Origin of the sequence: Proteiniborus sp. MB09-C3, assembly GCF_030263895.1 — a bacterium.
Taxonomy (GTDB): Bacteria; Bacillota; Clostridia; order Tissierellales; family Proteiniboraceae; genus Proteiniborus.
On the sequence record NZ_CP127161.1, the window covers coordinates 956,595 to 978,900 of the forward strand.

Consider the following 22,306-nt stretch of genomic DNA (forward strand, 5'->3'; position numbering starts at 1 on the left):
GGGAAGTGAAAATATGGAGCAATTAATTCAGCAGTTGATAAATGGAGTATCTCTAGGCAGCATATATGCATTAATAGCACTTGGCTATACCATGGTATATGGGATCATAAATCTAATTAATTTCGCTCACGGTGATATTTATATGATAGGAGCATACATTGGATTTGCACTGACTACCTTTTTTCACCTAGGATTCTTACCTGCCTTGCTTATATCAATGGCAGTTTGCAGTATATTGGGAATGGTAATAGAAAAGGTTGCATATAAGCCTATACGAAATTCCACGAGAATAGCAGCTCTTATTACTGCCATAAGTGTATCCTTATTTTTAGAATATGTAATGGTGTATTTTGTAAAGCCAGATACGAGAACTTTTCCAAGTGTTTTAGAAGATAAAAATATAACTTTTTTTGGTGGAAATGTTGTGATGGATTTGAAAAATGTATATATAATTGTGATTACAATTGTATTGATGATAATTCTACAATATATTATTCATAAGACTAAAACTGGAAAGGCGATGAGAGCAGTAGCATTAGATAAAGATACAGCCAAGTTAATGGGAATAAATGTAAACAGAATCATATCCTATACATTTGCAATTGGCTCAGCATTGGCTGGGGCTGCGGGTGTTCTTGTAGGAGTTTATTATAATACTATAAACCCTTTAATGGGAGTAGTTCCTGGGTTAAAGGCCTTTGTTGCAGCTGTTATAGGAGGAATAGGAATTATCCCTGGAGCTGTATTTGGTGGCCTGTTTTTAGGTATGACAGAGACTATTGTGAGTGCTTATGGAGGTTCAATATTTAAAGATGCAGTTGCTTTTACAATATTGATTATCGTTCTTTTAATAAGGCCTAATGGACTTTTAGGCAAAAATATTAAAGAGAAAGTATAGGAGGTGAATAAGGTGAAGAGATTAACCAAAACCAGTATTATTAGTTTTATTTTACTCATTGTTTCTTATGCTTTAGGCCAGCTTTTTATAAATACAGGAATTATTGATTCATATTTATTATTGAATATTGTCTTGATTGGAATCAACATTATACTTGCAGTCAGCCTAAATCTTATTACAGGTTTTACTGGTCAGTTCTCACTTGGCCATGCAGCCTTTATGTCAATTGGAGCATATACCTCTGGAATATTCACAGCGAAGCTGGGACAGCCCTTTATTGTTGGATTATTAGCCGCAGGGCTTGCAGCAGCGCTCGCAGGTATTTTCATTGGCATCCCAACTCTTAGGCTAAAGGGTGACTATCTTGCCATTGCAACCCTTGGGTTTGGTGAAATTATTAGGATTATAGGATTAAATACAGACTATATTGGGGGAGCAGTAGGGTTAAATGATATTCCCCAGTATACAAGTTGGACATGGATTTTTATTATGACTGTAGCTACAGTTGTATTAATAAAAAACTTTTTAAAGTCTTTTCATGGAAGAGCTTGTATTGCTATTAGAGAAGATGAGATTGCAGCAGAGGCTATGGGAGTAAATACAACTTATTACAAGGTAATGGCTTTTGCTATTGGGGCATTTTTTGCAGGAACTGCAGGTGCACTTTATGCAAATTATTTCTATTTTATAAAGCCAGATTCTTTTGGATTTATGAAATCTATAGATATATTAGTTATTGTTGTGTTTGGAGGCATGGGAAGTATTGTGGGATCCATTGTCGGAGCTGTAGCCTTATCTATAATATCCCTATTTCTTCAGAGTATTCCAGAGCTTAGGATGGTAATTTATTCACTAATTCTTTTTGCAATAATGGTTTATAGACCAACTGGACTTATGGGAAATCAAGAGTTTAAATTGTTCAGAAGGGAGGCTAAGCTTCATGCCAGTGCTGAAAGTAAATAATCTATCTAAAACCTTTGGCGGAATTAAGGCAGTTTCAGATGTAGACTTAAGTGTAGAAAAGGGAGAAATAATTGGATTGATTGGTCCAAATGGAGCTGGAAAAACAACTTTCTTTAATTTGTTGACGGGAATTTATACTCCAACTACTGGAGAGATTATCTATGACTTAAATAAAAGGATTACCACAAAAGAATTAAAGCCTTACAAAATAATACACTATGGCATAGCAAGAACATTTCAAAACATAAGGTTATTTCAGAACATGTCGGTGATAGACAATGTGCTCATTGGTTTCCATCATGGTCTAAAATATGGTGTAGCATCGGCTTTATTCAGACTACCTTCATATTATAAAAGTGAAAAAAATGTTTTTAATGAGGCACTTCAGCTTCTAGAAAAATTTAATTTGTCTGATAAAAAAGATGAGCTGTCAAAAAATCTTTCCTATGGAGAGCAAAGAAGACTTGAAATAGCAAGGGCTTTGGCAGCAAAACCCAAAATTCTTCTATTAGATGAGCCTGCCGCAGGAATGAATCCAACAGAGACTAAGGAGCTTAAGGAGTTAATCAAGTGGATTAGGGAGACCTTTGACCTTACTATCATAGTAATCGAGCATGATATGTCATTAGTTATGGAAGTATGCGAACGAATATTTGTATTTGATTATGGTACTTTGATTGCTGGTGGCATACCAGATGATATACAGAAAAATGAGAGAGTAATCAAGGCTTATTTAGGAGGAGCTTAAAATACAAAGCAGCGCAAAGGGACGGCAAGCTGTGTGTAAACTGTCACCCTGAGCGAAGCGAGTGGGTCTCTAATAGCTTCAAATACAGATTCTTCACTGCATTCAAAATGACAAAAACGTATACAATGTGAATTTTTACACAGTCTGACGGCAGGCTATACGAAAATTGTTACTCCGAGACTAAAACAGATAGGCTGACATGTATTTTGTCATATCAGACAGATTGTTGGGCTGGTTTTCCACCAGCCCCGATCCATAGATAGGCTACTCATGAAAAAAAGTCAGCAGACTGCTTGAAAACTACAGTTTTTTCTAATGCTTATAATAAAGAAAATATATGAAAAATGGATTATACATTGATTGGGAGTTTTCTATCTTTGTTAGTCATCCTATTTATTAATTTCACCAATTTTAGGAGGTGTAGAAGATTTACCAAAATCTTCAATCCTTACTTCAAAGTTTACATCGACCTTAGCCTTGGGATACTTCTCTATCCAATTATATTTTATAAAGTCTTCATAAAGCCAAAAATTTTTTCTGGAAGATGTTGACCATAGAAAAGGATCCCCGCCAAATTCTTTTTGAGTTCTTTCAATTAGCTTCATTGATTCATTTTCTAAATATTCTTCAATAGAGGCCTGTAAAATTTTTTGATTTTCTTGATTTTCAACATAATCAATAAGACTTGGAATAGAAGATATGCTTAGCCTCACTGGTACAGTTACGTTAATAATAGGATATTCTTCATCTATATTGACATCAATTTTAGTTTTCTTCCTCATTAATTTAGCAGTTATTTGTTCCTTTTTATCTAGAGGATCAGGAAAAGTAATGTGAATGTTATTTGTTATTTTTTTAGATCTCATCAATAGTGCCAGTCTAGTTTCAGTACCAGTCATTATTCCAATCATTTTTCCATTTTTCATGACAGCTGAACCCATCATTTGGGTTGGGTTTTTTTCCTTATCGTAGACCTGACCTGCAATGTAATCTCCTACATTTTCTGCCAAAGTATTTGGACTTTCTAGTATTGTTGTAGCATAGGTTGCTAAAAATAAATCGTGGGCATCGGTGCTGCGCTGAAGATATCTATGCAAATCTGATAGAGGTGAAAAACCTACATCTTCCCATCTTGATGTCATAAATTCAAAATATTTAGCTGTTCGTTTGGTAAACGGAGGATTATTGTTTCTTATAAAGTCGGCAGCATTCTCTTTGCAAATTATTATATTAAGTTCTCGTCTGATGTCCCTGTCTCTCTGTGTTGCTGCCATCAGGGAAAAGAGTTTATCTGTTTTAGCTAATTCTTCGCTAATTATTATGGCTCTTGCATGATTATAGGTTAAATGTCTTGAAATAGATATATTTGCCAAATCTTTTACTGAAACAAGATCATTTGCTAATATGGTAACTATTTCATCCTCCTTTTCATTGGGCTGTCCTTCTAATGAAACACCTGTAGGATTTGTGATTTGAAAAGTTACTTTAATTTTATTATTCTCTGCTTTATCTACTCCAATTACTGCTACATACCCTATTTCCTCCATTTCTATCTTATCCCAGCAGCCAGTGAGCAGAGCTAGGAGCATTACTAATAGAATTATTTTAAGCCTTTTCATTTTTGAATTCTCCTCTCACTTTAGCAATAATCCATAATAATAGTGGTAGTCCAATAATATATGTCCATAGATAGCTTATAGCTGCAGACCTAAAAACCAGAATATATTTTGTGTAGTTTTCTGGAATCATTGCAATGATAAAAATCATTATTCCAATTATGAGAGATAGTGGTTTTGATTTTTTTATATTCATGATAGAGGCGATTATTGCAGCATTGGCATAGTAGAATACGCCGAAACGTATAGTAGAAGCAATGACCCAAAACCATAGATATACAGCTTCTGTGTTTGTTGCATAACGTCCTAAATGAACTAAGCGAGTTAGCTGTTGATGTGGGTAGATTATGGAAGTTAATGTAGGGTATCCAAAGACTCCTATATAAATAATCATGAAAAAGGATACAAGTAAGCTAGAAGCACCTAGCCCCCATAAGATAGCAGACTTATACTCTCTGTAGGATCTTATTTTTGTGAAGAAAACAGACGAAATTAATAGAATATCTAAGATAGTTGCATTTATAACACCCTTTTCCAAAAGTACAGCAATACCAGGTCCGCCTAGTGGAAATAGATAATTAAAATTAGCTTCCTTCCATGCAACTGGAATTAATATTAATAAGCTTCCCATTACAAAGGGACATAAGAACCAGGCTAGGCTTCCTATTATGCTGATTCCCTTACTAGCGATATAGGAGCTGCTTGCAACTAATATGAGCAGTAGAAAGTACATTGGAGTATTTAAATAAAACATTGTACTAAGAATGTCTGTATATTCTCTAGTACTGATGACTGAATATTCAAATGTTATTAGCAAAAGTAGTATAACAATAATATATCCTAAATATTTACCAGTTAGATGAAAAATAATATCTATTAAGTTTTTGTCGCCATAAAGCTTTAATAATGACAATAGGCATGAAATAGGAAGCAGTGTAATTAGCCCTGAAATAATAGGAATCATCCATGCAGCATTCATTCCATTTTTTATAAGCAAAGTTGGAGTTGTATCAGTTATCATTAGGCTTATACTGAGAAATATTATTATAAAAAATTCACGGAAGCCCATTTTTCCATCATACTTTTTTATCATTACGTTCACTCTTTTCCATTAGGTTTTCTTCTTATAGTGTCAAGGGTAGATATATTAAATGGTCTTAGCCATTGCTTTTTAGTAAGAGGTCTAGTATAAGTATCACCAGATGAAGGGTAGTGTGGTGCAAGAGGAGATAAATAAGGGACTCCAAATGAAGTAATGCTAATGCCGTAAATAAGAAAAACTGTCAGCAATAGAGCAATTCCTAAGAAGCCCATAAATCCGCCTACTATCAATAATGCGAATCTAAGAATTCGTATTGTAAAATTAAGACTAATATCAGGTACTGCAAATGAAGATAATCCTGTAATAGATACTATAATCACTAAAATAGGACTGACTATATTTGCAGCCACAGCAGCTTGCCCAAGTATTAAAGCTCCTACGATTCCAATGGTGTTGCCTAGTGTAGCAGGTGCTCTTACTCCTGCCTCTCTTATCAGCTCAAAAGATATCTCCATAAAAAGCACCTCTACAATAACTGGGAAGGGAATCATTGTCCTAGCTGCTGCAATAGATACTGCAAGATCGCTGGGAATCATTTCTACATGGTAATTAGTCAAAGCAATATACATGCTAGGAGTAAGCATAGAAATAAATATAGCTATGAGTCTGACAAATCTAGTAAAATTTCCATAGCTCCACCGTAGATATTGGTCTTCTGCTGTATGGAAAAAGGACCAAAAGGTTACTGGTACAACTAGACATGCAGAGGCTCCGTCCATAATTAAAACGATATAACCTTCATTTAAAAAAGCAGCTGCCCTATCAGGACGTTCAGTATATAGAACAGTAGAAATTAAAGAATAGCTTCTTTCTTCGATAAACTGTTCAAGGATTGAAATAGATAAAACAAAGTCAGTTCTGATATTTTCTATTCTAGTTCTGACATTTTCAAGTAAGTCTGGATCTACAATTCCTTCAACGTACATCATGTAAATGTCGCTTTTTCCCTTTTCACCGACTTCAATGGTTTCAGTTATTAGGTTTTCATATTTTAAATGTTTACGTACAAGAGAGCGGTTTACTAAGGCTGACTCTATAAATGATTCCTTTGGGCCTTTGAGTACATTTTCTATTTCTGGCTTGTCAATGGGACGATGCTCAAATTCGGAGGTATCAATGGAAATTCCCTCTAGACATCCTTCAACAAGCAATATTGAATTGCCTTTCACCATATCCTTAGTAGCATCTTGAATAATAGATATTTTTGAGGCATTCTTCATTGTAGTTATTTTTTTAATAATATCAGCAGTAATATCCCCTGTTTTGTCTATAATTCTTTCTTCTGTTAGAGGCTTTATAATATCATTAGTCAAGGTGTTTATACAAGCCGTGCCATTTATGTAGATTATTACTCCCTCCACATCAAAAGCTTTTATGTGGACAGGGCGAATTATAAAATCCTTGTTTTTAGGGTAGAAAAAAATTTTCTTAAAAGCATCTAAATCTCGAGCCAAACTTCCAGTAAGCTTTTCCATATCAATTCACCCCGTTGTCTTTATAATATACAAATATATTATTACCTTTAGAGAGACTTAATATTATCCCAGATATTGAGGATTTCCTTGAAGGAAGACAATCATTAAAAATAGAAAAAGACTAGCTCCACTAGTCTTTCAAAATCCTCTTTCATATTGCTTTGGATACTCTATATCATAACCCTTTTCATAGGCTTTATTTAATACCCAATAAGGGTTTCTTAAAAGCCCTCTTCCAAGAGCTACTAAATCAGCTCTGTCATTAGAAAGTATTTCCTCTACTTGATCGTATTCGTTTATTAATCCTACAGCGATTGTTGGAATGTTACATTTTTCCCTAATAATCTCAGAATATCTTACCTGATATCCTGGATAAGTTTTGATACTGACATTTTCTAATCCACCAGAGCTAACATGTACCATATCAATATGGTCTCTCATTATATTGATTATCTTAACTATCTCATCAATATTAAGTCCATTATCTAGATAATCATCAGCAGATATTCTAAGTAGTATGGGTTTCTCATTAGGCCATACCTCCTTAACGGCAGAAAGTATTTCTTGTAGAAATCTAGTTCTGTTTTCTACATTTCCTCCATATTCATCTTGCCTCATATTAGAGCGTGGAGATAAAAATTCGTGGATTAAATAACCATGAGCACCATGGATTTCAATTGCATCGAAGCCTGCATCGTTGGCTCTTATTGCTGCATCTCTAAAGCTATTTACAATTTCTTCTATTTCTTCTTTGGTTAGTTCCTTTGGAATTTTATAAGTTTCGCTAAATTTATAGGATGTAGGTGCCACTGTAGTTTCTCCGTCTGCACTACATTTTCTACCAGCATGAGCTAGCTGTATTGCAACTTTGGTGCCATGCTCCTTACAACTATCTACTATTGATTTTAAGCCAGGTACTTGATCGTCGTCCCAGATTCCTAAATCCTTGCTTGATATTCTGCCGTTTGGAGTCACTGCAGTAGCTTCAACTATAATAAGTCCAACACCACCTATTGCCCTAGTTACATAATGTGTAACATGCCAGTCCTTTACATGTCCAGAATCATCTGAGGAGTACATGCACATGGGAGGCATAACTATGCGATTTTTCAGATTTAACTCCCTTAGGCTATATTCGTTAAAAGTTTTCAAAATTATCACCTTCCTTTTTTTATATATACCACTATATAGAAATTATTATCTAGTTTTTAATATTTTTATTTAAATCTTTTTTATTTGTAACACTCAAAAGATAATTTATTATAGAAATTGATTCACTATAGAAAATATGATAGCTTAAGGATGCTATTCAAATAATACTAGGTAATGGTATAATCATTATAGTATGTTTCTTATAATTTATATAGGGGGACAATGAATGGATACTAAGCAAAGAAGAAACCTTATACTTAATGGAGATATCTATAAGGTAATTATTACTTTATCTATACCAATTATGATAAACAATCTGATTCAAACACTTTATAATCTGGCAGATGGGATCTGGGTCAGCAAGCTTGGCTCTGTTTATTTTGCGGTAACGGCCTTTGTTTGGCCAGTGAATTTTCTGTTTATTTCTTTAGGAATAGGAATATCTATAGCGGGGACCTCTTTATTATCACAGCTAATTGGGGCGGCTGAATATGAAGAGGCCAACAAATACTCCAGTCAGATCATTGTATTATCGTTAATATTCTCGCTATGTTTTACTGCTATAGGATATGTTGCCAGCCCGCATGTAATAAAACTAATGGGAGCAACGGGAGATCTTGCGAACTACAGTAACATATATTTAAGAATTACTTTTTTGGATATGCCTTTTATGTTTCTGTTTTTTAATTTTAATTCTATTATGAATGCACAAGGAAATACTATGCTACCAACTGTACTAAGTGGAATTAGTGCTGTATTAAACGTAATATTAGACCCCATATTTATATTTACTTTTAACATGGGTATTGCAGGAGCTGCCATAGCAACATTGATCTCAAAGGCTTTACTTTCTATAGTGGGAATATACATATTAATGAAGTCTCACGCTATGATTAAGCCTAAATTCAAAGGATTTAGATTTAGCAAGGATATTATTAAAAGAATCATAAGTGTTGGATTTCCTTCTTCTATTGGTCAAACAGGATCAGCACTAGGATTTATGGTGCTTAACAGCTTTATAGCTTCATATGGTACTGCTACTATGGCTGCTTTTGGTATGATTAACAGAGTAACATCATTGATAATGCAGCCAGCTATGGGAGTGGGTGCAGCCTTAACATCGATTGTTGGTCAGAATCTTGGTTCGGAGCAAATAGATAGGGTAAGAGAAGCCTTCAAGAAATCTTCAATATTTACAATAAGCTTTTCTGTAGCAGGGCTTATTTTATTAGTATTGCTGGATAAAGAAATAGTAGACTTTTTCATGCAGTCCAAAGACGATTTAGAAGTGATCTCTCAAGGAATTAGTTACCTTAGATATATTTCTGTTTCAATGCCACTTATGGGTATGTTTAGTGTATTTCAAGGGATATTCCAAGGCTCTGGGCATACTAAATATTCAATGGCAATGGAGGTCGGACGACTATGGCTTGTTAGATTGCCTATGATATTGATATTCAAGCACTTTACTGATATAGGTCCTACAGGAATATGGTTCTCTATGAGCTTTAGCAATTTAATAGTATGCTTATATGGACTTGCAGTTTATAAAAGAGGGTACTGGCAAAGAAAAGTTATTAAAAGTGTGTAAACGTAAAGTAAAAAATTGTCTTCTCCAATATAGGCAGACTTTTTGTTCATATAAAAAGGATATACATAGTATATAATTTTAAGTGTAAAATAAAGGTAGAGTTTATTTTGAAATTAGATTATAATTAGGATTGATACTTTAGTTCCAAGGAGGATTATTTAATGATAGAATTAGGAAAGGTTCAAAAACTACAGATTATAAGGGAAACTGATTTTGGTGTATACTTAAATACAGAAGATCGTAAAGCAGAGGTTGATGTATTGTTACCTATTAAACAGGTTCCAGAAGGCATTAAAAAAGGGGATGAAATAGAAGTATTTATATATAAGGATTCTGAAGATAGACTAATAGCAACAACAAAAATGCCTAAACTGGTAGTTGGTGAGGTAGGAGTGCTTAGGGTAGTAGAGACTACTAGGATAGGAGCTTTTTTGGATTGGGGTTTAGAAAAAGATTTGCTGCTGCCCTTTAAAGAGCAAATAGGAAAAGCAGAAAAGGGAAGGGAATATCTAGTTGGATTATATGTAGATAAAAGCAATAGATTATGTGCAACTATGAAGGTTAATAAAATTTTAAGCAGTGATTCGCCTTATAAGGTAGATGATAAAATCCATGGGATAATCTATAGAATAAATAAGGACATGGGAGCTTTTGTAGCAGTAGATAATAAATATGATGCAATGATACCTAAGCACGAGCTTTATTGGACTTACAGAATTGGAGATAAAATAGAAGCTAGGGTCACTAAGGTAAGAGATGATGGAAAACTGGCGCTAAGTCTAAGAGAAAAGGGTCAGATACAAACAGATGAAGATATAATTCATGTCCTAACGAAGATGATTAAAAACGGTGGAGTATTGATGTTAAATGACGATAGCTCTCCAGAGGAAATTAAGGAGCAGCTTAATATGAGCAAGGGTGCTTATAAGAAAGTCATTGGAAGATTATTAAAAGAAAGAAAGATTGAGATAATAAAAAATGGAGTTAGATTATTATAAGCAGTGCAATAAATAGTGCTTATTTTACAAAGGCCTAAGAATCTTATATAAGTTCCTAGGCTTTTTTATTAATAAATTCTTAATACATATAATATACTAAATTTAATATTTATAGGTTATAATCATAATACAGGCTTATTTGGTTAAATTCTGCAATAGGAAATAATATTGAAGTACTTTTTAAAGTTTTAATGACTAAGTTTATATAATTATATTTCTGGAGTGATGTTTATGACTACTATAAATATGCTATCATCTGCCGAAAAAGTAAAAGGGCAAGGTGTTGCTTCTGCTTATATAGAACAAGTAAATCTTGTTAAGAATGGTTTATCAGACAAATACAAGGTGGAAATAAATAAATTTAAGTTTTCAGATATTACACATTATCATACTGTAGACCTTAAGCATTTTTTAAGCTTACCCTTCACAAAGGTATCAGGAACAACAGTTGGATATGTTCACTTTCTTCCTGAAACTGTAGAAGAAAGCTTGGACATGCCAGTGCTTTTTAAAAAGGCTTTTTATAAGTATATGATAGCATTCTACAATCAAATGGATTACTTAGTAACTGTAAATCCTTATTTTATTGACAAGCTTTGTGAATATGGAATAGATAGAGATAAGGTGACCTACATACCTAATTTTGTTTCTTCCAAGGATTTTTATCCATATGATGCAAACAAAAAGAAAGAGGTAAGAAAAAAATATGGAATAGACCCTGAGGCATTTGTTGTATTAGGAGTGGGGCAAGTTCAGACGAGAAAGGGAGTTCTTGATTTTGTAAAAATTGCAAAGAACATGCCAGATGTTCAATTCATATGGGCTGGAGGATTCTCCTTTGGAAAGATTACGAGTGGCTATAAGGAGCTAAAGGATATAGTAGATTCACCACCTGAGAATGTTAAATTCATAGGAATTGTTGAGCGTGATGATATGAACTCTGTATATAATATGTCTGATGTTTTCTTTCTTCCTTCATACAATGAATTATTTCCTATGTCTATTCTAGAGGCTATGAACTGCCATGTGCCAATAGTTTTGAGAGATATAGACATCTATAAGAACATATTATTTGGCTATTATCTAAAAGCAAAAGATAATAAAGGATTTGAAGAAATACTATATAATTTAAAAAATGATGAGAATTTTTATAAGACTGCAAGAAAGAAGTCAATTGGAGGAAGCTCATACTATTCAAAGGAGCATGTGTTATACCTTTGGAGAGAGTTCTATGATAGCATAAGTAAGGATTTAAAGACAAAACGTTTTTGGGGTAGAAAATATGAAAAAGAATCTAACTAAATTTATTTTAGGATTAATATTTAGTGTAGGAGTATTTACTTATATTATTTTATCTAATGGAATAGATAAATTTAAAAAGCAGCTTTTATTATTAAATCCTTATTGGATTATTCTCGCTATTGTAGCTATGGGCATGTACTGGTTTTTAGAAGCCATAGTACTCCATATGATAGCCAAATCATTAGGTGCAGATATTAAATTTAGGGATTCCTTTAAGGTAACCATGACTGGTCAATTTTTTAATTCAATAACTCCTTTTGCCTCAGGTGGACAGCCTGCTCAAGCATATGAGTTATCCTTAAATGGAGTGAAGATTGGGATAGCAGGCTCTATTTTAACGGGAAAATTTATAATATATCAATCAGTTTTAACTCTTTACTCCTTTATAATACTAATTTTTAAATTAGGTTTTTTTAAAACTAGGCTATCAAATTTTACTCATCTTGCGACTATAGGCTTTATTGTAAATACTGCTGTAGTACTTTTTTTAATATTACTTTCATCATATATGAATTTTGCTAATTCTGTAGTAGTATTTTTTTGTAGGATATTAGAAAGACTTAGAATTATAAAAAGTTCAGATAAGCTAGTTGAAAAGATAGAAAAACAGTTAATTTTGTTTCGTGACAGCTTTATAGTTATTAGAAGCAATCCTCTGTTGATTCTTAAGACATCTATACTTACTATGATTCAGCTATTATCATTCTTTATTATACCTTATTTTATTTATAGAGCATTTGGCTTAAGAGATAGCTCTATAGGCAATATGATTGCAGCTAAGGCATTTGTAGTTATGATTACTTCCTTTATTCCCATACCTGGAGCAAGTGGTGGTGCAGAAGGAAGCTTTTACATGTTTTTCAGCTTGTTTTTTGGTAGAAACATTATTGGTACTGCTGTACTAGTTTGGAGAATTATAACGTTTTATTTTAACCTGTTATTTGGTGGGCTTTTTACATTGTTGTCCCGTAGAGAAACAAGGATTCAGGGAATATGAAATTAAAAATTTTAATATTTTTGGATTAAAACTAGAGACTATAAAAATATGAGACAATAGGGCTTCATTTAGCTTTAGGCTTAAAGGCGAATGGACTTCTATTGTTTTTTTATTTTATTGTAAAATTTTTTTCAATTCTCATTTTTTATTTTAATCATAATGAAAATGAAATATTTTGAAGGAATTTGAAAAAATATGTAGAAGAAAACAAGTATTAGATAATAATTCCATTTGAGTTAAGCTTTAAATTGGGAGAGGTGATTATTATTGTGAGAAAGAAAATGTCAATTTGCTTCTTGGTAATTGTCATATTATTTTTCTTTGTCTTAAACAGGGCTCCGCAAAAAGCACTAACTGATAATTCAACTACTTTACGTGTAGCTGGGGACAATAATCATCCACCTTATGAGTATATAGATGAAAACGGAATTTATAAGGGCTTCAATGTAGATATAATGAATGCATTATCTATCGAATTAGGACTAGATATTGAACTTATACCTATGGATTGGAGCGAGGCATTAGAAGCGCTTGAAGGAGAAGAAGTAGATGCTATACAAGGAATATCTAAAACGGAGGATAGAGAAAAAAGGTTTCTATTTACTGCTCCTACTGTAATCAATTCTCAGGTTATTTTTGTAATGAAAGAAACTAGTATCATTGCAGGGATAGAAGATCTTTCTGGGGCCTCAGTAGCACTTCAAGAAGGCGATATAAATCATGAGATTATTAGCAGCATTCCAGATGTCATTCTATTCCCTAAAAAGGATCAAAAGCAAGCAATAGATGCCTTGTTAAATGGAGAGGTGGATGCCTGCGTTGGCAATAAGCTAACGGGTGTGTACTATCTTCAAAAGCTAAAGAAACCGAACTTAGTAAAAATAGTCGGAGAGCCTATGAGGGTTACTGAATACGGACCTGCTACATATTATGGCAATGAAAATCTAGCTGTCCTTCTAAATCAGGGACTAGAGATTTTAAGGAAGAGTGGTACATACGATAAAATATATAGAAAATGGTTTGGGGAAGAGATATTTGACAGAAAAGATATCATTAAATCATACATAAAAGAAATTCTAGCTGTGGTAGGATTAATACTTTTAGTGATCTCACTTTTTTTCATATGGAATAAAAGATTAAGAGCAGAGGTAAATAAGAGGACAAAAGAACTGCAATCAGCTAATAAGGATTTGCTTTTACATCAAAAGAAAATACACGACCTTGCATATTACGATAATGTCACATCCTTACCTAACAGGCTTTTCTTAACGGAAACCTTAAACGAAGCCATCAACAAAGCTACCAAGGATAATAGTAGACTTGCTTTGCTCTATTTTGATATAGATAGGTTCAAACAAATTAATGATACACTGGGACATGATTTCGGCGATAGAGTGCTAGATTTAATTGGAAAAAGAATAAGCAGGCTTATAAGGAAGTTTGATGTATTAGCACGGATCGGCGGAGATGAGTTTCTAGTTTTAATGCTAGATATAAAAAGTGAAAAGGAAGCAGTACTATTAGCTAATAAAATCATAGAAGATTTCAAAAAACCCTTTGTTGTATCCACCTATGATTTGTTTTTAACCACAAGTGTTGGTATAGCTATTTATCCAGAAGCAGGAAGAACAATCCAGTCTTTAATGAAAAATGCTGACATAGCAATGTACAAGGCTAAGAGCAATGGTGGAAATAGCCACTTTATATATACGAAAGAGCTAAGTGAGAAAGAAATGGATAATCTAATTCTAATAAATCAGCTGAGACAAGCCGAGAAAAATAACGAATTAAGGCTATTCTACCAGCCAATTATAGATATAAGAACAGGAGATATAGTTGGAATGGAATCTTTGATAAGATGGGAAAAACCAGGAGAAGGGCTTGTTAGTCCAGCACGATTTATCCCATTAGCTGAAGAGACAGGACTCATCGTCTCCATAGGTGAATGGGTACTAAGAACTGCTTGCATGCAACAAAAAGCATGGGTAGAAAAAGGCCATAAGCCTATGAGGGTTTCTGTCAATATTTCTGCGAGGCAATTTCAGCAGCGTAATTTTGCAGAGACAGTATTAAAAATAATCAATGAAACTGGAATTGATCCTAATTATTTTGTTTTAGAAATCACAGAATCAATAGCAATTATAGACATAGAGTATACTCTTGAAATGTTAAAAAGATTAAAGGCACTGGGAATATGTATCTCTATAGATGATTTTGGAACAGGTTATTCAAGCTTATATAAACTAAAAGAGATGAATGTAGACGAACTTAAAATTGATAGATCCTTTATTAAGGATATAGAATTAGATAGCAAAAATGAGAAAATTGCAAAAGCTATTATAATCCTTGCTAATGAGTTGAATTTAAAAGTAATAGCAGAAGGTGTAGAGACAAAAGAACAGCTTGAATTTTTAAAGAAAAATGGCTGCAATAAGGCACAGGGATTTTATTATAGCAAGCCTATTCCACCAGATGAATTTGAAAAGTTTTTTATTGATAAATGATAGCTGAGCAACTATCATTTATCAATCTCAAAAATGCTCCAAGGATACTCATCATAAGGAAAACTAGTAAAGTCAATTGGAGTGTTGCTTACAGGATGTCTAAAGGCAACTCTATGTGCCCAAAGAGATATCTGAGTCCACTCTTTCTTTTTAACAAAAATTTTATTATACTTATTATCTCCCCATATAGGGAATCCAGCATTAGAGAGCTGAACTCTTATTTGGTGATGCCGTCCTGTTTTTAAGTTTACATTAAGAAGGCTAATATCACCGTATTTATCAGTAGTTTTTGTGGCCATGAGGCTATACTGCAAAATAGCTTCCTTTGCATTTTTTGTGCCCTTATCCACTACCTTACTCATATTTATAGTAATAAGCTTTTTTAAATAGTCTCTTAACTCACCATGTGGATTAGCAGGAATACCACAGACTACTGTAAGATATTCCTTAGTAAATTTATGTTCAGATATTTGCTTCGACAATACTCTGTTTGCCTCCTTAGTTTTAGCTAGAACTAATACTCCGCCTACAGGGCGATCAAGTCTATGTACAAGTCCTAGATAGGGCTCTTCTGCACCATCTTCCATCAATTGCTTTGTTAATAAACTCATTAAATCCTCATCTTGAGTCTTGTCACTTTGACATGGCATTTTAGGTGGTTTTTCAACCACAATTATGCTTTTATCCTGAAAAAGTATATTTATTTTCATTTGAAATCTCCTCATATAATATGTTAAATTAATTCTTTCAGAAAATTATAGAAATATCAATGGATAAAATTAGGAAGATGATATATTATTATAAATAAAGTGTGCTATTAGAGGTGAGAAAAATGAGTATTATTGATAAGGTATATGAAGTGCTTTGTAAGCTAGAAGAAAGCATGCCTGAAGGTGTCTCTGCTTCTGATATTGGAGCAGCTATGAATATTAACCGTTCCAATGCTAGTAGATATTTGAATATATTATATAAGGAAAACAGGGTTGAAAAGATTCAGGGAAGACCTGTTTTATACAAATCAATCATTAAAGACTCATCTCATCAAATAGAGAATGGCAAATACAGCTTGGATAAAATGGTTGGTGCAGCTTTAAGCTTAGCCATACCTATACAAAAAGCCAAGGCTGCTGTTTTATATCCCCCTAGAGGGCTGCACACATTAATATTAGGAGAAACAGGCGTTGGTAAATCAATGTTTGCAGAATTAATGTATAGATTCGCTGTGGAATCTAAGGTACTACAGGAAAAAGCTCCTTTTATAAGATTTAACTGTGCAGATTATGCAGATAATCCTAATCTATTAACAGCACAAATATTTGGTGTCAGAAAAGGCGCTTATACTGGTGCAGATACTAACAGAGATGGTCTTTTAAAAAAGGCACATGAAGGATTTCTATTTCTGGATGAGGTGCACAGACTATCTCCTCAAGGACAGGAAATGTTGTTTACATATATAGATAAGGGCTTTTTTAGGCCCTTGGGAACGGCCGAAGTTGTTGAATACGCTAATGTAAGAATAGTTGCTGCTACTACTGAAGAACCTCAGTCTTATCTACTCAAAACCTTTACGAGAAGGATACCTATGGTCATAACCTTACCTGCATTAGGAGACAGGAGTTTAATGGAAAGGTATTCTCTTATAGAAACCTTCATAAAAGAAGAATCCTTAAGAGTCAGTAAAAGCATATACATAAATAAAAATTCCCTTGTTGCATATTTGCTCTATGATTGTCCAAGCAATATAGGACAGTTAAAGAGTGATATACAGCTGGCATGTGCAAAAGCCTTTCTGAACTACAAATCAAGCAATGATAGCTACATACTCATAAGCCAATCTGATTTGCCCAACCATGTAATACAGGGTCTGATGAAAATAAAATACCATAGAAAAGAAATTGAACAAATATTGAATTCCACAGATGATATATTGAAGTTTAATCAGGATAAAAAGCAAAAAATCTACATTGGTGATGAGTACAGTAATGGCGAAGATTTCTATAGTTCAATTGAAAAAAAGCTGGAGTCCTTAAAAAATATTGGCATTGACGAAAAAGAAGCTAACGAGATACTGAATATAGACATAGAAACTCATTTTCAAAAATACATTGGCAATATATCTGACAAGCTTAGAAGAGAAGAGCTTTCAAAAATAGTAAACATAGAAGTACTGAAGCTAGTAGAAGAAATACTGCTATTAGCACAACAAAGCTTGCTAAAAGAATTTGATGAAAAAATATATTCTGGCTTGGCATTGCATTTAGAAAGGAGTATTGAAAGAGTTAAAAAAGGCGAAAAAATATATAATCCCAGGTTAAATTTTATTAGAATAAATTATGAAGAAGAATTCCTATTTGCCACTAAAATAGCTAAACTAATTGATAATAAATTTAGCATAGAAACACCCATAGATGAGATTGGCTATTTAGCAATGTTTTTCTCTGCCACTTCATCTAAAGCCGATATTGAAGAGTCAAACAAAGTAAGAGTTCTTGTAATAATGCATGGGAAGACTACTGCAAGCAGTATGGCAGATGTAGCTAACAGCCTCATAGGGGAAGAATACGCAGAGGCTTTAGATATGCCTCTCAGTATGAAGCCTGAAGCAATGTATGAAATAGCTAAGAGAAAGGCTTTAGACATAAATGAAGACAGGGGTGTAATAATACTTGTAGATATGGGTTCTCTTACTAGCTTTGGAGACATGATTATGGAGGACACAGGAATAGAATGTAAGACCATTGATATGGTAAGTACTCCTTTAGTCATTGATGTTTGCAGAAAAGCTATGATGGGATATGAATTAAAGGAGATATACTATTCTATTATAGAAAAAAACATGCAATCCAATGAAAAATCAGAAAGAAGGAAAAATAAAAGAATGGATGCCATAATAACGGCCTGCTTCACTGGCGAGGGTTCATCAAAACGCTTGATGGGAATAATAGAAGAGCAGATAAAAAAAGAAGGACAAATCAAAATAATCCCAATCAATATCAATATAGACTTTAAGAAAAGATTAGATGAGCTAAAGGAAAGCTATAACATTCTAGCCATAGTAGGAACAGTGGATATGGATACAGGCCATATTCCCTTCATACCTGCCATTGAAATCTTAGACGGGTATGGAATATACAAAATAAAAGAAATAATAAAAGAAGAAGATATATTTTTCAAAATAGGAAAATCTCTAAATGATCATATGGTCATTGTTGAGGGCGAAGAGATTGCAGGTGAGGTAAAGCATGTAATAAGAAGTATTGAAAAGGATTTAAAAATGAAGATATCAAACGATGTAAAAATGGGTATTGCATTACATATTAGCTTTTTAGTAGATAATATCTTAAATGGCATTAGTTCTAGAAGCTTTGACAATTTAAGTGAGTACAAAGACATATACAGAAAAGAATTAAAACAGATTAAAAAATGCTTAGAGCCATTAGAAGTGCAATATGGGATCAATATTGAGGAAAGTGAACTAGCCCATATAACCAAGCTGTTTTTGTCAAATAATAATAGTGTGAAATAGTGTGTGGCGATTTTACACATTATTTATTTTTATTACACAGTAAAATCAATAAAAACCCCTTATTATTGAAATGATTTTCTCCCTCAGGCAGCTAAAATACCATGCCTATGAGACTTAAAAGAATTTTTAGGCTATTGAGATAATTGGCTAGGTTTATGCAATATATATTAGTGTGTTATAACACATAAATATATTTTAAGGAGGGTAGAAAAGACATCACATTAGTGAAAGGAGAGACATTGTCATGATTAAAATTATGCTTGTTTGTTCTGCAGGAATGTCTACTAGCTTACTAGTAACTAAGATGAGAGCTACGGCAGTAAAGAATAATATTGAAGTAAACATATTTGCAGTAGCAGAGGCAGATGTAAAAAAACATCTAGATGAGGTAGATGTTGTATTGCTTGGTCCTCAGGTTAGATTTCTTTTAACAAAAATGAAGGAGCTTTTAGGACCAAAAGGAATACCTGTAGATGTAATTAACGGCATAGATTATGGAATGATGAACGGGGAAAAGGTATTAAATCAGGCATTGGGACTAATGGGGATGGCAAAAGTGGAGTAAATAAAAAACAATAAGGGGGATAAAGGATGAATAGTTTCATTAGTTTCATGGAAAGACGATTTGTTCCTATTGCAGCTAAAATAGGTGCACAAAGACATCTTGTGGCTATTCGAGACGGTTTTGTAGCAATTATGCCTTTGATATTAGCGGGTTCATTTGCATTAGTATTTAAAAACACATTGTTTTCATGGATACCTGGTTTGGAAGTTCTAAAGGGAATATGCGACAGTGTATGGTGGGGTACACTAGCTATTATGACCTTAGTAGTTGTATTTAGTGTAGGATACAATCTAGCAAAGGGATATGGAGAAGATGGCCTTGCAGCAGGAATCATATCAGTAGGAGCATATATTGCAACTCTTCCTCAATCCCATGGAGATGCAGGCTGGGGATACATCCACTGGGGATACCTAGATGCAAAAGGATTATTTACAGGTTTAATAGTAGCTTTAATAGCAACAGAAATATTCGTGAAGCTAACAAAGAAAAAGATTATTATCAAGATGCCAGACAGTGTACCACCAGCAGTAGGAAAGGCTTTTGCGGCAGTAGTTCCTGGAGTTATTGCTTTAACAGTATTCGGTATTATTACTTTATTAATCTCCTTAGCAGGCTGGGGCAGTTTATATGATATGATATATAACGGAATTCAGAAGCCATTGCAAGGATTTAGCCAAGGTGTAGGCTCAGCCATGTTCCTAGCAGTATTGATAAATCTATTCTGGTTCTTTGGACTTCATGGAGCAAATATACTAGATCCTATAATGAACGCATTATACTTACCTGCTCTTGAAGCAAATGCAAGCGCAATTCAACAGGGTTTAGCTGCACCTAATGCTATTACTAGAGTATTTTTTGATACGTATGTGCATCTAGGAGGTTCTGGAGCAACATTAGCATTAATTATTGCCATATTTATTGTTGTGAGAAAGAGAGAGGAATACAAAGCTGTTGCTAAACTATCAGCACCATCAGGAATATTCCAAATCAATGAACCAATATTGTTCGGACTTCCAATAGTTCTTAATCCAATACTATTTATTCCATTTTTAATTACACCAGCAGTACTTACACTTGTGGCATATCTTGCAACTGTGTCAGGATTGATTCCTCCAACTTATGTTGCTATACCTTGGATATCACCACCTGGAATTGGTGCATTTTTAGCAACAGGCGGAAGCTTAAGGAGTGTGCTTGCAGGTCTTTTAGCTTTGATAAATTTGGGGATAGCTACATTAATCTACCTACCATTCGTGTCACTTGCTGAAAGGCAAGTTAGAGGAGAAGACAAAAAAGCTAAAGCATAGTATAGTATTTATAGTGTTAAAGGGTGTTGAGCCCTTTAACACTACAATAATTTATAACATAGTAAAAGCTATTCCTTGATAGATTATGAAGACTAGTTTACTAATCCTAAGGAGAGATATATATGGAATTCGAGATGATTATAATAAACTTAATCAACCACAGTGGGGAGGCTAGAAGCTCCTGCATGGAAGCAATTCATTATGCAAAAATTGGAGATTTTCATAAGGCAAGAGAAAAAATAGATGAGGCTAACGAAAAGATTTCCTTGGCTCATAAGACTCAAACAGCTTTAATTCAAGGAGAAGCACAGGGCAATAAACAGGAGCTATCACTTTTACTGGTACATGCACAGGACCATTTAATGAATGCCCTAACTGTAAAGGATATGGCGGTGGAATTTGTTGAATTGTATTCTAAAATAAGTGAAATATTAAGTGGAGGCTGCTTAAATGCATAAATTAGGAGTTTCTATATATCCTCAAAATGCTAGCATAGAAGAAAATAAAAAATATCTAGGCTTGGCGGCAAAGCATGGATTTACTAGAGTGTTTACCTGCCTTATCTCTATGAAGGGGGATAAGGAAAAAGCTATTAGAGAATTCAGTGAAATTATGAATTATGCTAAATCCTTAGGAATGGAAGTCATAGCAGATATATCTCCTTCAATCTTTTATGAGTTCAATATTGATTATAAAGAGCTAAGATTTTTTTCGGAATTAGGTTTAGCGGGTATAAGGCTTGACTTAGGTTTTACCGGAATTGAAGAGAGCATAATGACCTTTAACCCATATGGATTAAAGATTGAAATAAATATGAGCAATGGAACAAGATATTTAGATAATATTTTATCTTATATTCCAAACAAGGAGAATCTTATTGGCTGCCATAATTTTTATCCTCACAGATATACTGGACTTTCAAGAAAACACTTTATTGAATGCTCTAGAAGGTATAAAGATTATGGAATAGAAACAGCTGCTTTCATCTCCTCGAAAGCAGCTACTTTTGGTCCATGGCCGGTTAATGAAGGACTTTGCACTTTAGAGGAACACAGGGAGATCCCCATAGAAATCCAAGCCAAGGATTTATTTAATACAGATTTAATTGATAATGTAATAATAGCAAATAGCTTTGCTTCCGAAGATGAACTTAAATTGCTTGGCGAAATGAATAAGAATATTTTGTGTCTGAGTGTGAATATATATAAAAATGTACCAGAGACTGAAAGGAAAATTATACTAGATGAAATCCATTTCAATAGAGGAGATGTATCAGAATATATGATACGTTCTACTCAAAGCAGAGAAAAATATGCAGGTCATCATTTTCAAGTATTCAATGCTAAAGACATTGAGATAGGAGATGTTTTATTAGACAGTAGTCTATATGAGAGATATGCAGGGGAACTTCAAATAGCACTAAAGTCTATGAAAAATAGCGGTAAAACAAGTATAGTGGCTAAAATAGATGAAGAAGAAATATATCTTCTAGAGCATATAAGACCTTGGCAAAAATTTATCTTTGTTGAAAAGTGTCAAAACCCTATGTTATAATCAAATAG

The 22,306-nt window shown here is 33.6% G+C and carries 18 protein-coding genes; 13 read left to right on the top strand and 5 right to left on the bottom strand.

From position 1 onward, the window contains the following. Nucleotides 1-13: 13 nt before the first annotated feature. From QO263_RS04565 to QO263_RS04575, 3 genes are read left to right on the top strand one after another with little or no spacing between them, the layout of a single operon-like run. On the top strand, nucleotides 14-898 hold the full coding sequence (locus tag QO263_RS04565; RefSeq protein WP_285626916.1) for a branched-chain amino acid ABC transporter permease: 885 nt from the start codon (nucleotides 14-16) through the stop codon (nucleotides 896-898). A 12-nt stretch (nucleotides 899-910) separates the two neighbouring features. After that, nucleotides 911-1,861, top strand: coding sequence for a branched-chain amino acid ABC transporter permease (locus QO263_RS04570; protein WP_285626918.1), 951 nt, complete (start codon nucleotides 911-913; stop codon nucleotides 1,859-1,861). Further along, the gene (locus QO263_RS04575) at nucleotides 1,839-2,609 is read left to right on the top strand and encodes an ABC transporter ATP-binding protein (RefSeq protein WP_285626920.1); all 771 of its coding nucleotides are present in this window, start codon (nucleotides 1,839-1,841) and stop codon (nucleotides 2,607-2,609) included. The genes QO263_RS04570 and QO263_RS04575 overlap by 23 nt, the downstream gene beginning before the upstream one ends. Before the next feature lie 389 nt (nucleotides 2,610-2,998). Here the strand turns inward: QO263_RS04575 and QO263_RS04580 are convergent, their stop codons facing one another. From QO263_RS04580 to namA, 4 genes are all read right to left on the bottom strand, one after another. Then, entirely contained in the window at nucleotides 2,999-4,228 is a 1,230-nt protein-coding gene (locus QO263_RS04580) for a Ger(x)C family spore germination protein (RefSeq protein WP_285626922.1), read from the bottom strand. After that, nucleotides 4,215-5,318, bottom strand: a complete 1,104-nt coding sequence (locus QO263_RS04585; RefSeq protein WP_285626924.1) for a GerAB/ArcD/ProY family transporter — start codon at nucleotides 5,316-5,318, stop codon at nucleotides 4,215-4,217. The genes QO263_RS04580 and QO263_RS04585 overlap by 14 nt, the downstream gene beginning before the upstream one ends. A 5-nt stretch (nucleotides 5,319-5,323) precedes the next feature. Beyond that, nucleotides 5,324-6,802, bottom strand: coding sequence for a spore germination protein (locus tag QO263_RS04590; RefSeq protein WP_285626926.1), 1,479 nt, complete (start codon nucleotides 6,800-6,802; stop codon nucleotides 5,324-5,326). 138 nt (nucleotides 6,803-6,940) lie between these two features. Further along, on the bottom strand, nucleotides 6,941-7,954 hold the full coding sequence (namA, locus tag QO263_RS04595; protein ID WP_285626928.1) for an NADPH dehydrogenase NamA: 1,014 nt from the start codon (nucleotides 7,952-7,954) through the stop codon (nucleotides 6,941-6,943). Nucleotides 7,955-8,180: 226 nt separating this feature from the next. Here namA and QO263_RS04600 point away from each other — a divergent pair, with 226 nt between their 5' ends. The 5 genes from QO263_RS04600 to QO263_RS04620 all read left to right on the top strand — a co-directional run bounded on the left by QO263_RS04600 (nucleotide 8,181) and on the right by QO263_RS04620 (nucleotide 15,346). Further along, nucleotides 8,181-9,545 (top strand): MATE family efflux transporter, encoded by a 1,365-nt coding sequence (locus tag QO263_RS04600; RefSeq protein ID WP_285626930.1) that lies wholly within the window; start codon nucleotides 8,181-8,183, stop codon nucleotides 9,543-9,545. Nucleotides 9,546-9,706: 161 nt separating this feature from the next. Further along, a complete protein-coding gene (locus tag QO263_RS04605) occupies nucleotides 9,707-10,543 on the top strand; it encodes a CvfB family protein (protein WP_285626932.1) in 837 nt (278 codons plus the stop codon). Nucleotides 10,544-10,774: 231 nt separating this feature from the next. Then, entirely contained in the window at nucleotides 10,775-11,845 is a 1,071-nt protein-coding gene (locus QO263_RS04610; RefSeq protein ID WP_285626934.1) for a glycosyltransferase family 4 protein, read from the top strand. After that, entirely contained in the window at nucleotides 11,826-12,842 is a 1,017-nt protein-coding gene (locus QO263_RS04615) for a lysylphosphatidylglycerol synthase transmembrane domain-containing protein (protein WP_285626937.1), read from the top strand. Before QO263_RS04610 ends, QO263_RS04615 begins: the two co-directional genes overlap by 20 nt. Before the next feature lie 269 nt (nucleotides 12,843-13,111). Continuing rightward, nucleotides 13,112-15,346, top strand: a complete 2,235-nt coding sequence (locus QO263_RS04620; RefSeq protein WP_285626940.1) for an EAL domain-containing protein — start codon at nucleotides 13,112-13,114, stop codon at nucleotides 15,344-15,346. Nucleotides 15,347-15,360: 14 nt separating this feature from the next. Here QO263_RS04620 and QO263_RS04625 read toward each other — a convergent pair whose 3' ends face one another. Beyond that, nucleotides 15,361-16,056 (bottom strand): RluA family pseudouridine synthase, encoded by a 696-nt coding sequence (locus QO263_RS04625; protein ID WP_285626943.1) that lies wholly within the window; start codon nucleotides 16,054-16,056, stop codon nucleotides 15,361-15,363. A gap of 122 nt (nucleotides 16,057-16,178) precedes the next feature. Here QO263_RS04625 and QO263_RS04630 point away from each other — a divergent pair, with 122 nt between their 5' ends. From QO263_RS04630 to QO263_RS04650, 5 genes are all read left to right on the top strand, one after another. After that, nucleotides 16,179-18,872: a sigma-54-dependent transcriptional regulator gene (locus QO263_RS04630; RefSeq protein WP_285626945.1), complete on the top strand. Its 2,694-nt coding sequence runs from the start codon at nucleotides 16,179-16,181 to the stop codon at nucleotides 18,870-18,872. Between the two features lie 244 nt (nucleotides 18,873-19,116). Then, nucleotides 19,117-19,437: a PTS sugar transporter subunit IIB gene (locus tag QO263_RS04635; RefSeq protein WP_285626948.1), complete on the top strand. Its 321-nt coding sequence runs from the start codon at nucleotides 19,117-19,119 to the stop codon at nucleotides 19,435-19,437. Nucleotides 19,438-19,463: 26 nt separating this feature from the next. Next, a complete protein-coding gene (locus tag QO263_RS04640) occupies nucleotides 19,464-20,744 on the top strand; it encodes a PTS sugar transporter subunit IIC (RefSeq protein WP_285626951.1) in 1,281 nt (426 codons plus the stop codon). Between the two features lie 122 nt (nucleotides 20,745-20,866). Next, on the top strand, nucleotides 20,867-21,202 hold the full coding sequence (locus QO263_RS04645; RefSeq protein WP_285626955.1) for a PTS sugar transporter subunit IIA: 336 nt from the start codon (nucleotides 20,867-20,869) through the stop codon (nucleotides 21,200-21,202). Beyond that, nucleotides 21,195-22,298, top strand: a complete 1,104-nt coding sequence (locus tag QO263_RS04650; RefSeq protein ID WP_285626957.1) for a DUF871 domain-containing protein — start codon at nucleotides 21,195-21,197, stop codon at nucleotides 22,296-22,298. Before QO263_RS04645 ends, QO263_RS04650 begins: the two co-directional genes overlap by 8 nt. Nucleotides 22,299-22,306: the final 8 nt, after the last annotated feature.

Coding starts and splice junctions, on each gene's coding strand:
- QO263_RS04565 (WP_285626916.1), top strand. CDS start 14: ATGGAGCAATTAATTCAGCAGTTGATAAATGGAGTATCTCTAGGCAGC.
- QO263_RS04575 (WP_285626920.1), top strand. CDS start 1,839: ATGCCAGTGCTGAAAGTAAATAATCTATCTAAAACCTTTGGCGGAATT.
- QO263_RS04580 (WP_285626922.1), bottom strand. CDS start 4,228: ATGAAAAGGCTTAAAATAATTCTATTAGTAATGCTCCTAGCTCTGCTC.
- QO263_RS04585 (WP_285626924.1), bottom strand. CDS start 5,318: ATGATAAAAAAGTATGATGGAAAAATGGGCTTCCGTGAATTTTTTATA.
- QO263_RS04590 (WP_285626926.1), bottom strand. CDS start 6,802: ATGGAAAAGCTTACTGGAAGTTTGGCTCGAGATTTAGATGCTTTTAAG.
- QO263_RS04600 (WP_285626930.1), top strand. CDS start 8,181: ATGGATACTAAGCAAAGAAGAAACCTTATACTTAATGGAGATATCTAT.
- QO263_RS04605 (WP_285626932.1), top strand. CDS start 9,707: ATGATAGAATTAGGAAAGGTTCAAAAACTACAGATTATAAGGGAAACT.
- QO263_RS04610 (WP_285626934.1), top strand. CDS start 10,775: ATGACTACTATAAATATGCTATCATCTGCCGAAAAAGTAAAAGGGCAA.
- QO263_RS04615 (WP_285626937.1), top strand. CDS start 11,826: ATGAAAAAGAATCTAACTAAATTTATTTTAGGATTAATATTTAGTGTA.
- QO263_RS04625 (WP_285626943.1), bottom strand. CDS start 16,056: ATGAAAATAAATATACTTTTTCAGGATAAAAGCATAATTGTGGTTGAA.
- QO263_RS04630 (WP_285626945.1), top strand. CDS start 16,179: ATGAGTATTATTGATAAGGTATATGAAGTGCTTTGTAAGCTAGAAGAA.
- QO263_RS04635 (WP_285626948.1), top strand. CDS start 19,117: ATGATTAAAATTATGCTTGTTTGTTCTGCAGGAATGTCTACTAGCTTA.
- QO263_RS04640 (WP_285626951.1), top strand. CDS start 19,464: ATGAATAGTTTCATTAGTTTCATGGAAAGACGATTTGTTCCTATTGCA.
- QO263_RS04645 (WP_285626955.1), top strand. CDS start 20,867: ATGGAATTCGAGATGATTATAATAAACTTAATCAACCACAGTGGGGAG.
- QO263_RS04650 (WP_285626957.1), top strand. CDS start 21,195: ATGCATAAATTAGGAGTTTCTATATATCCTCAAAATGCTAGCATAGAA.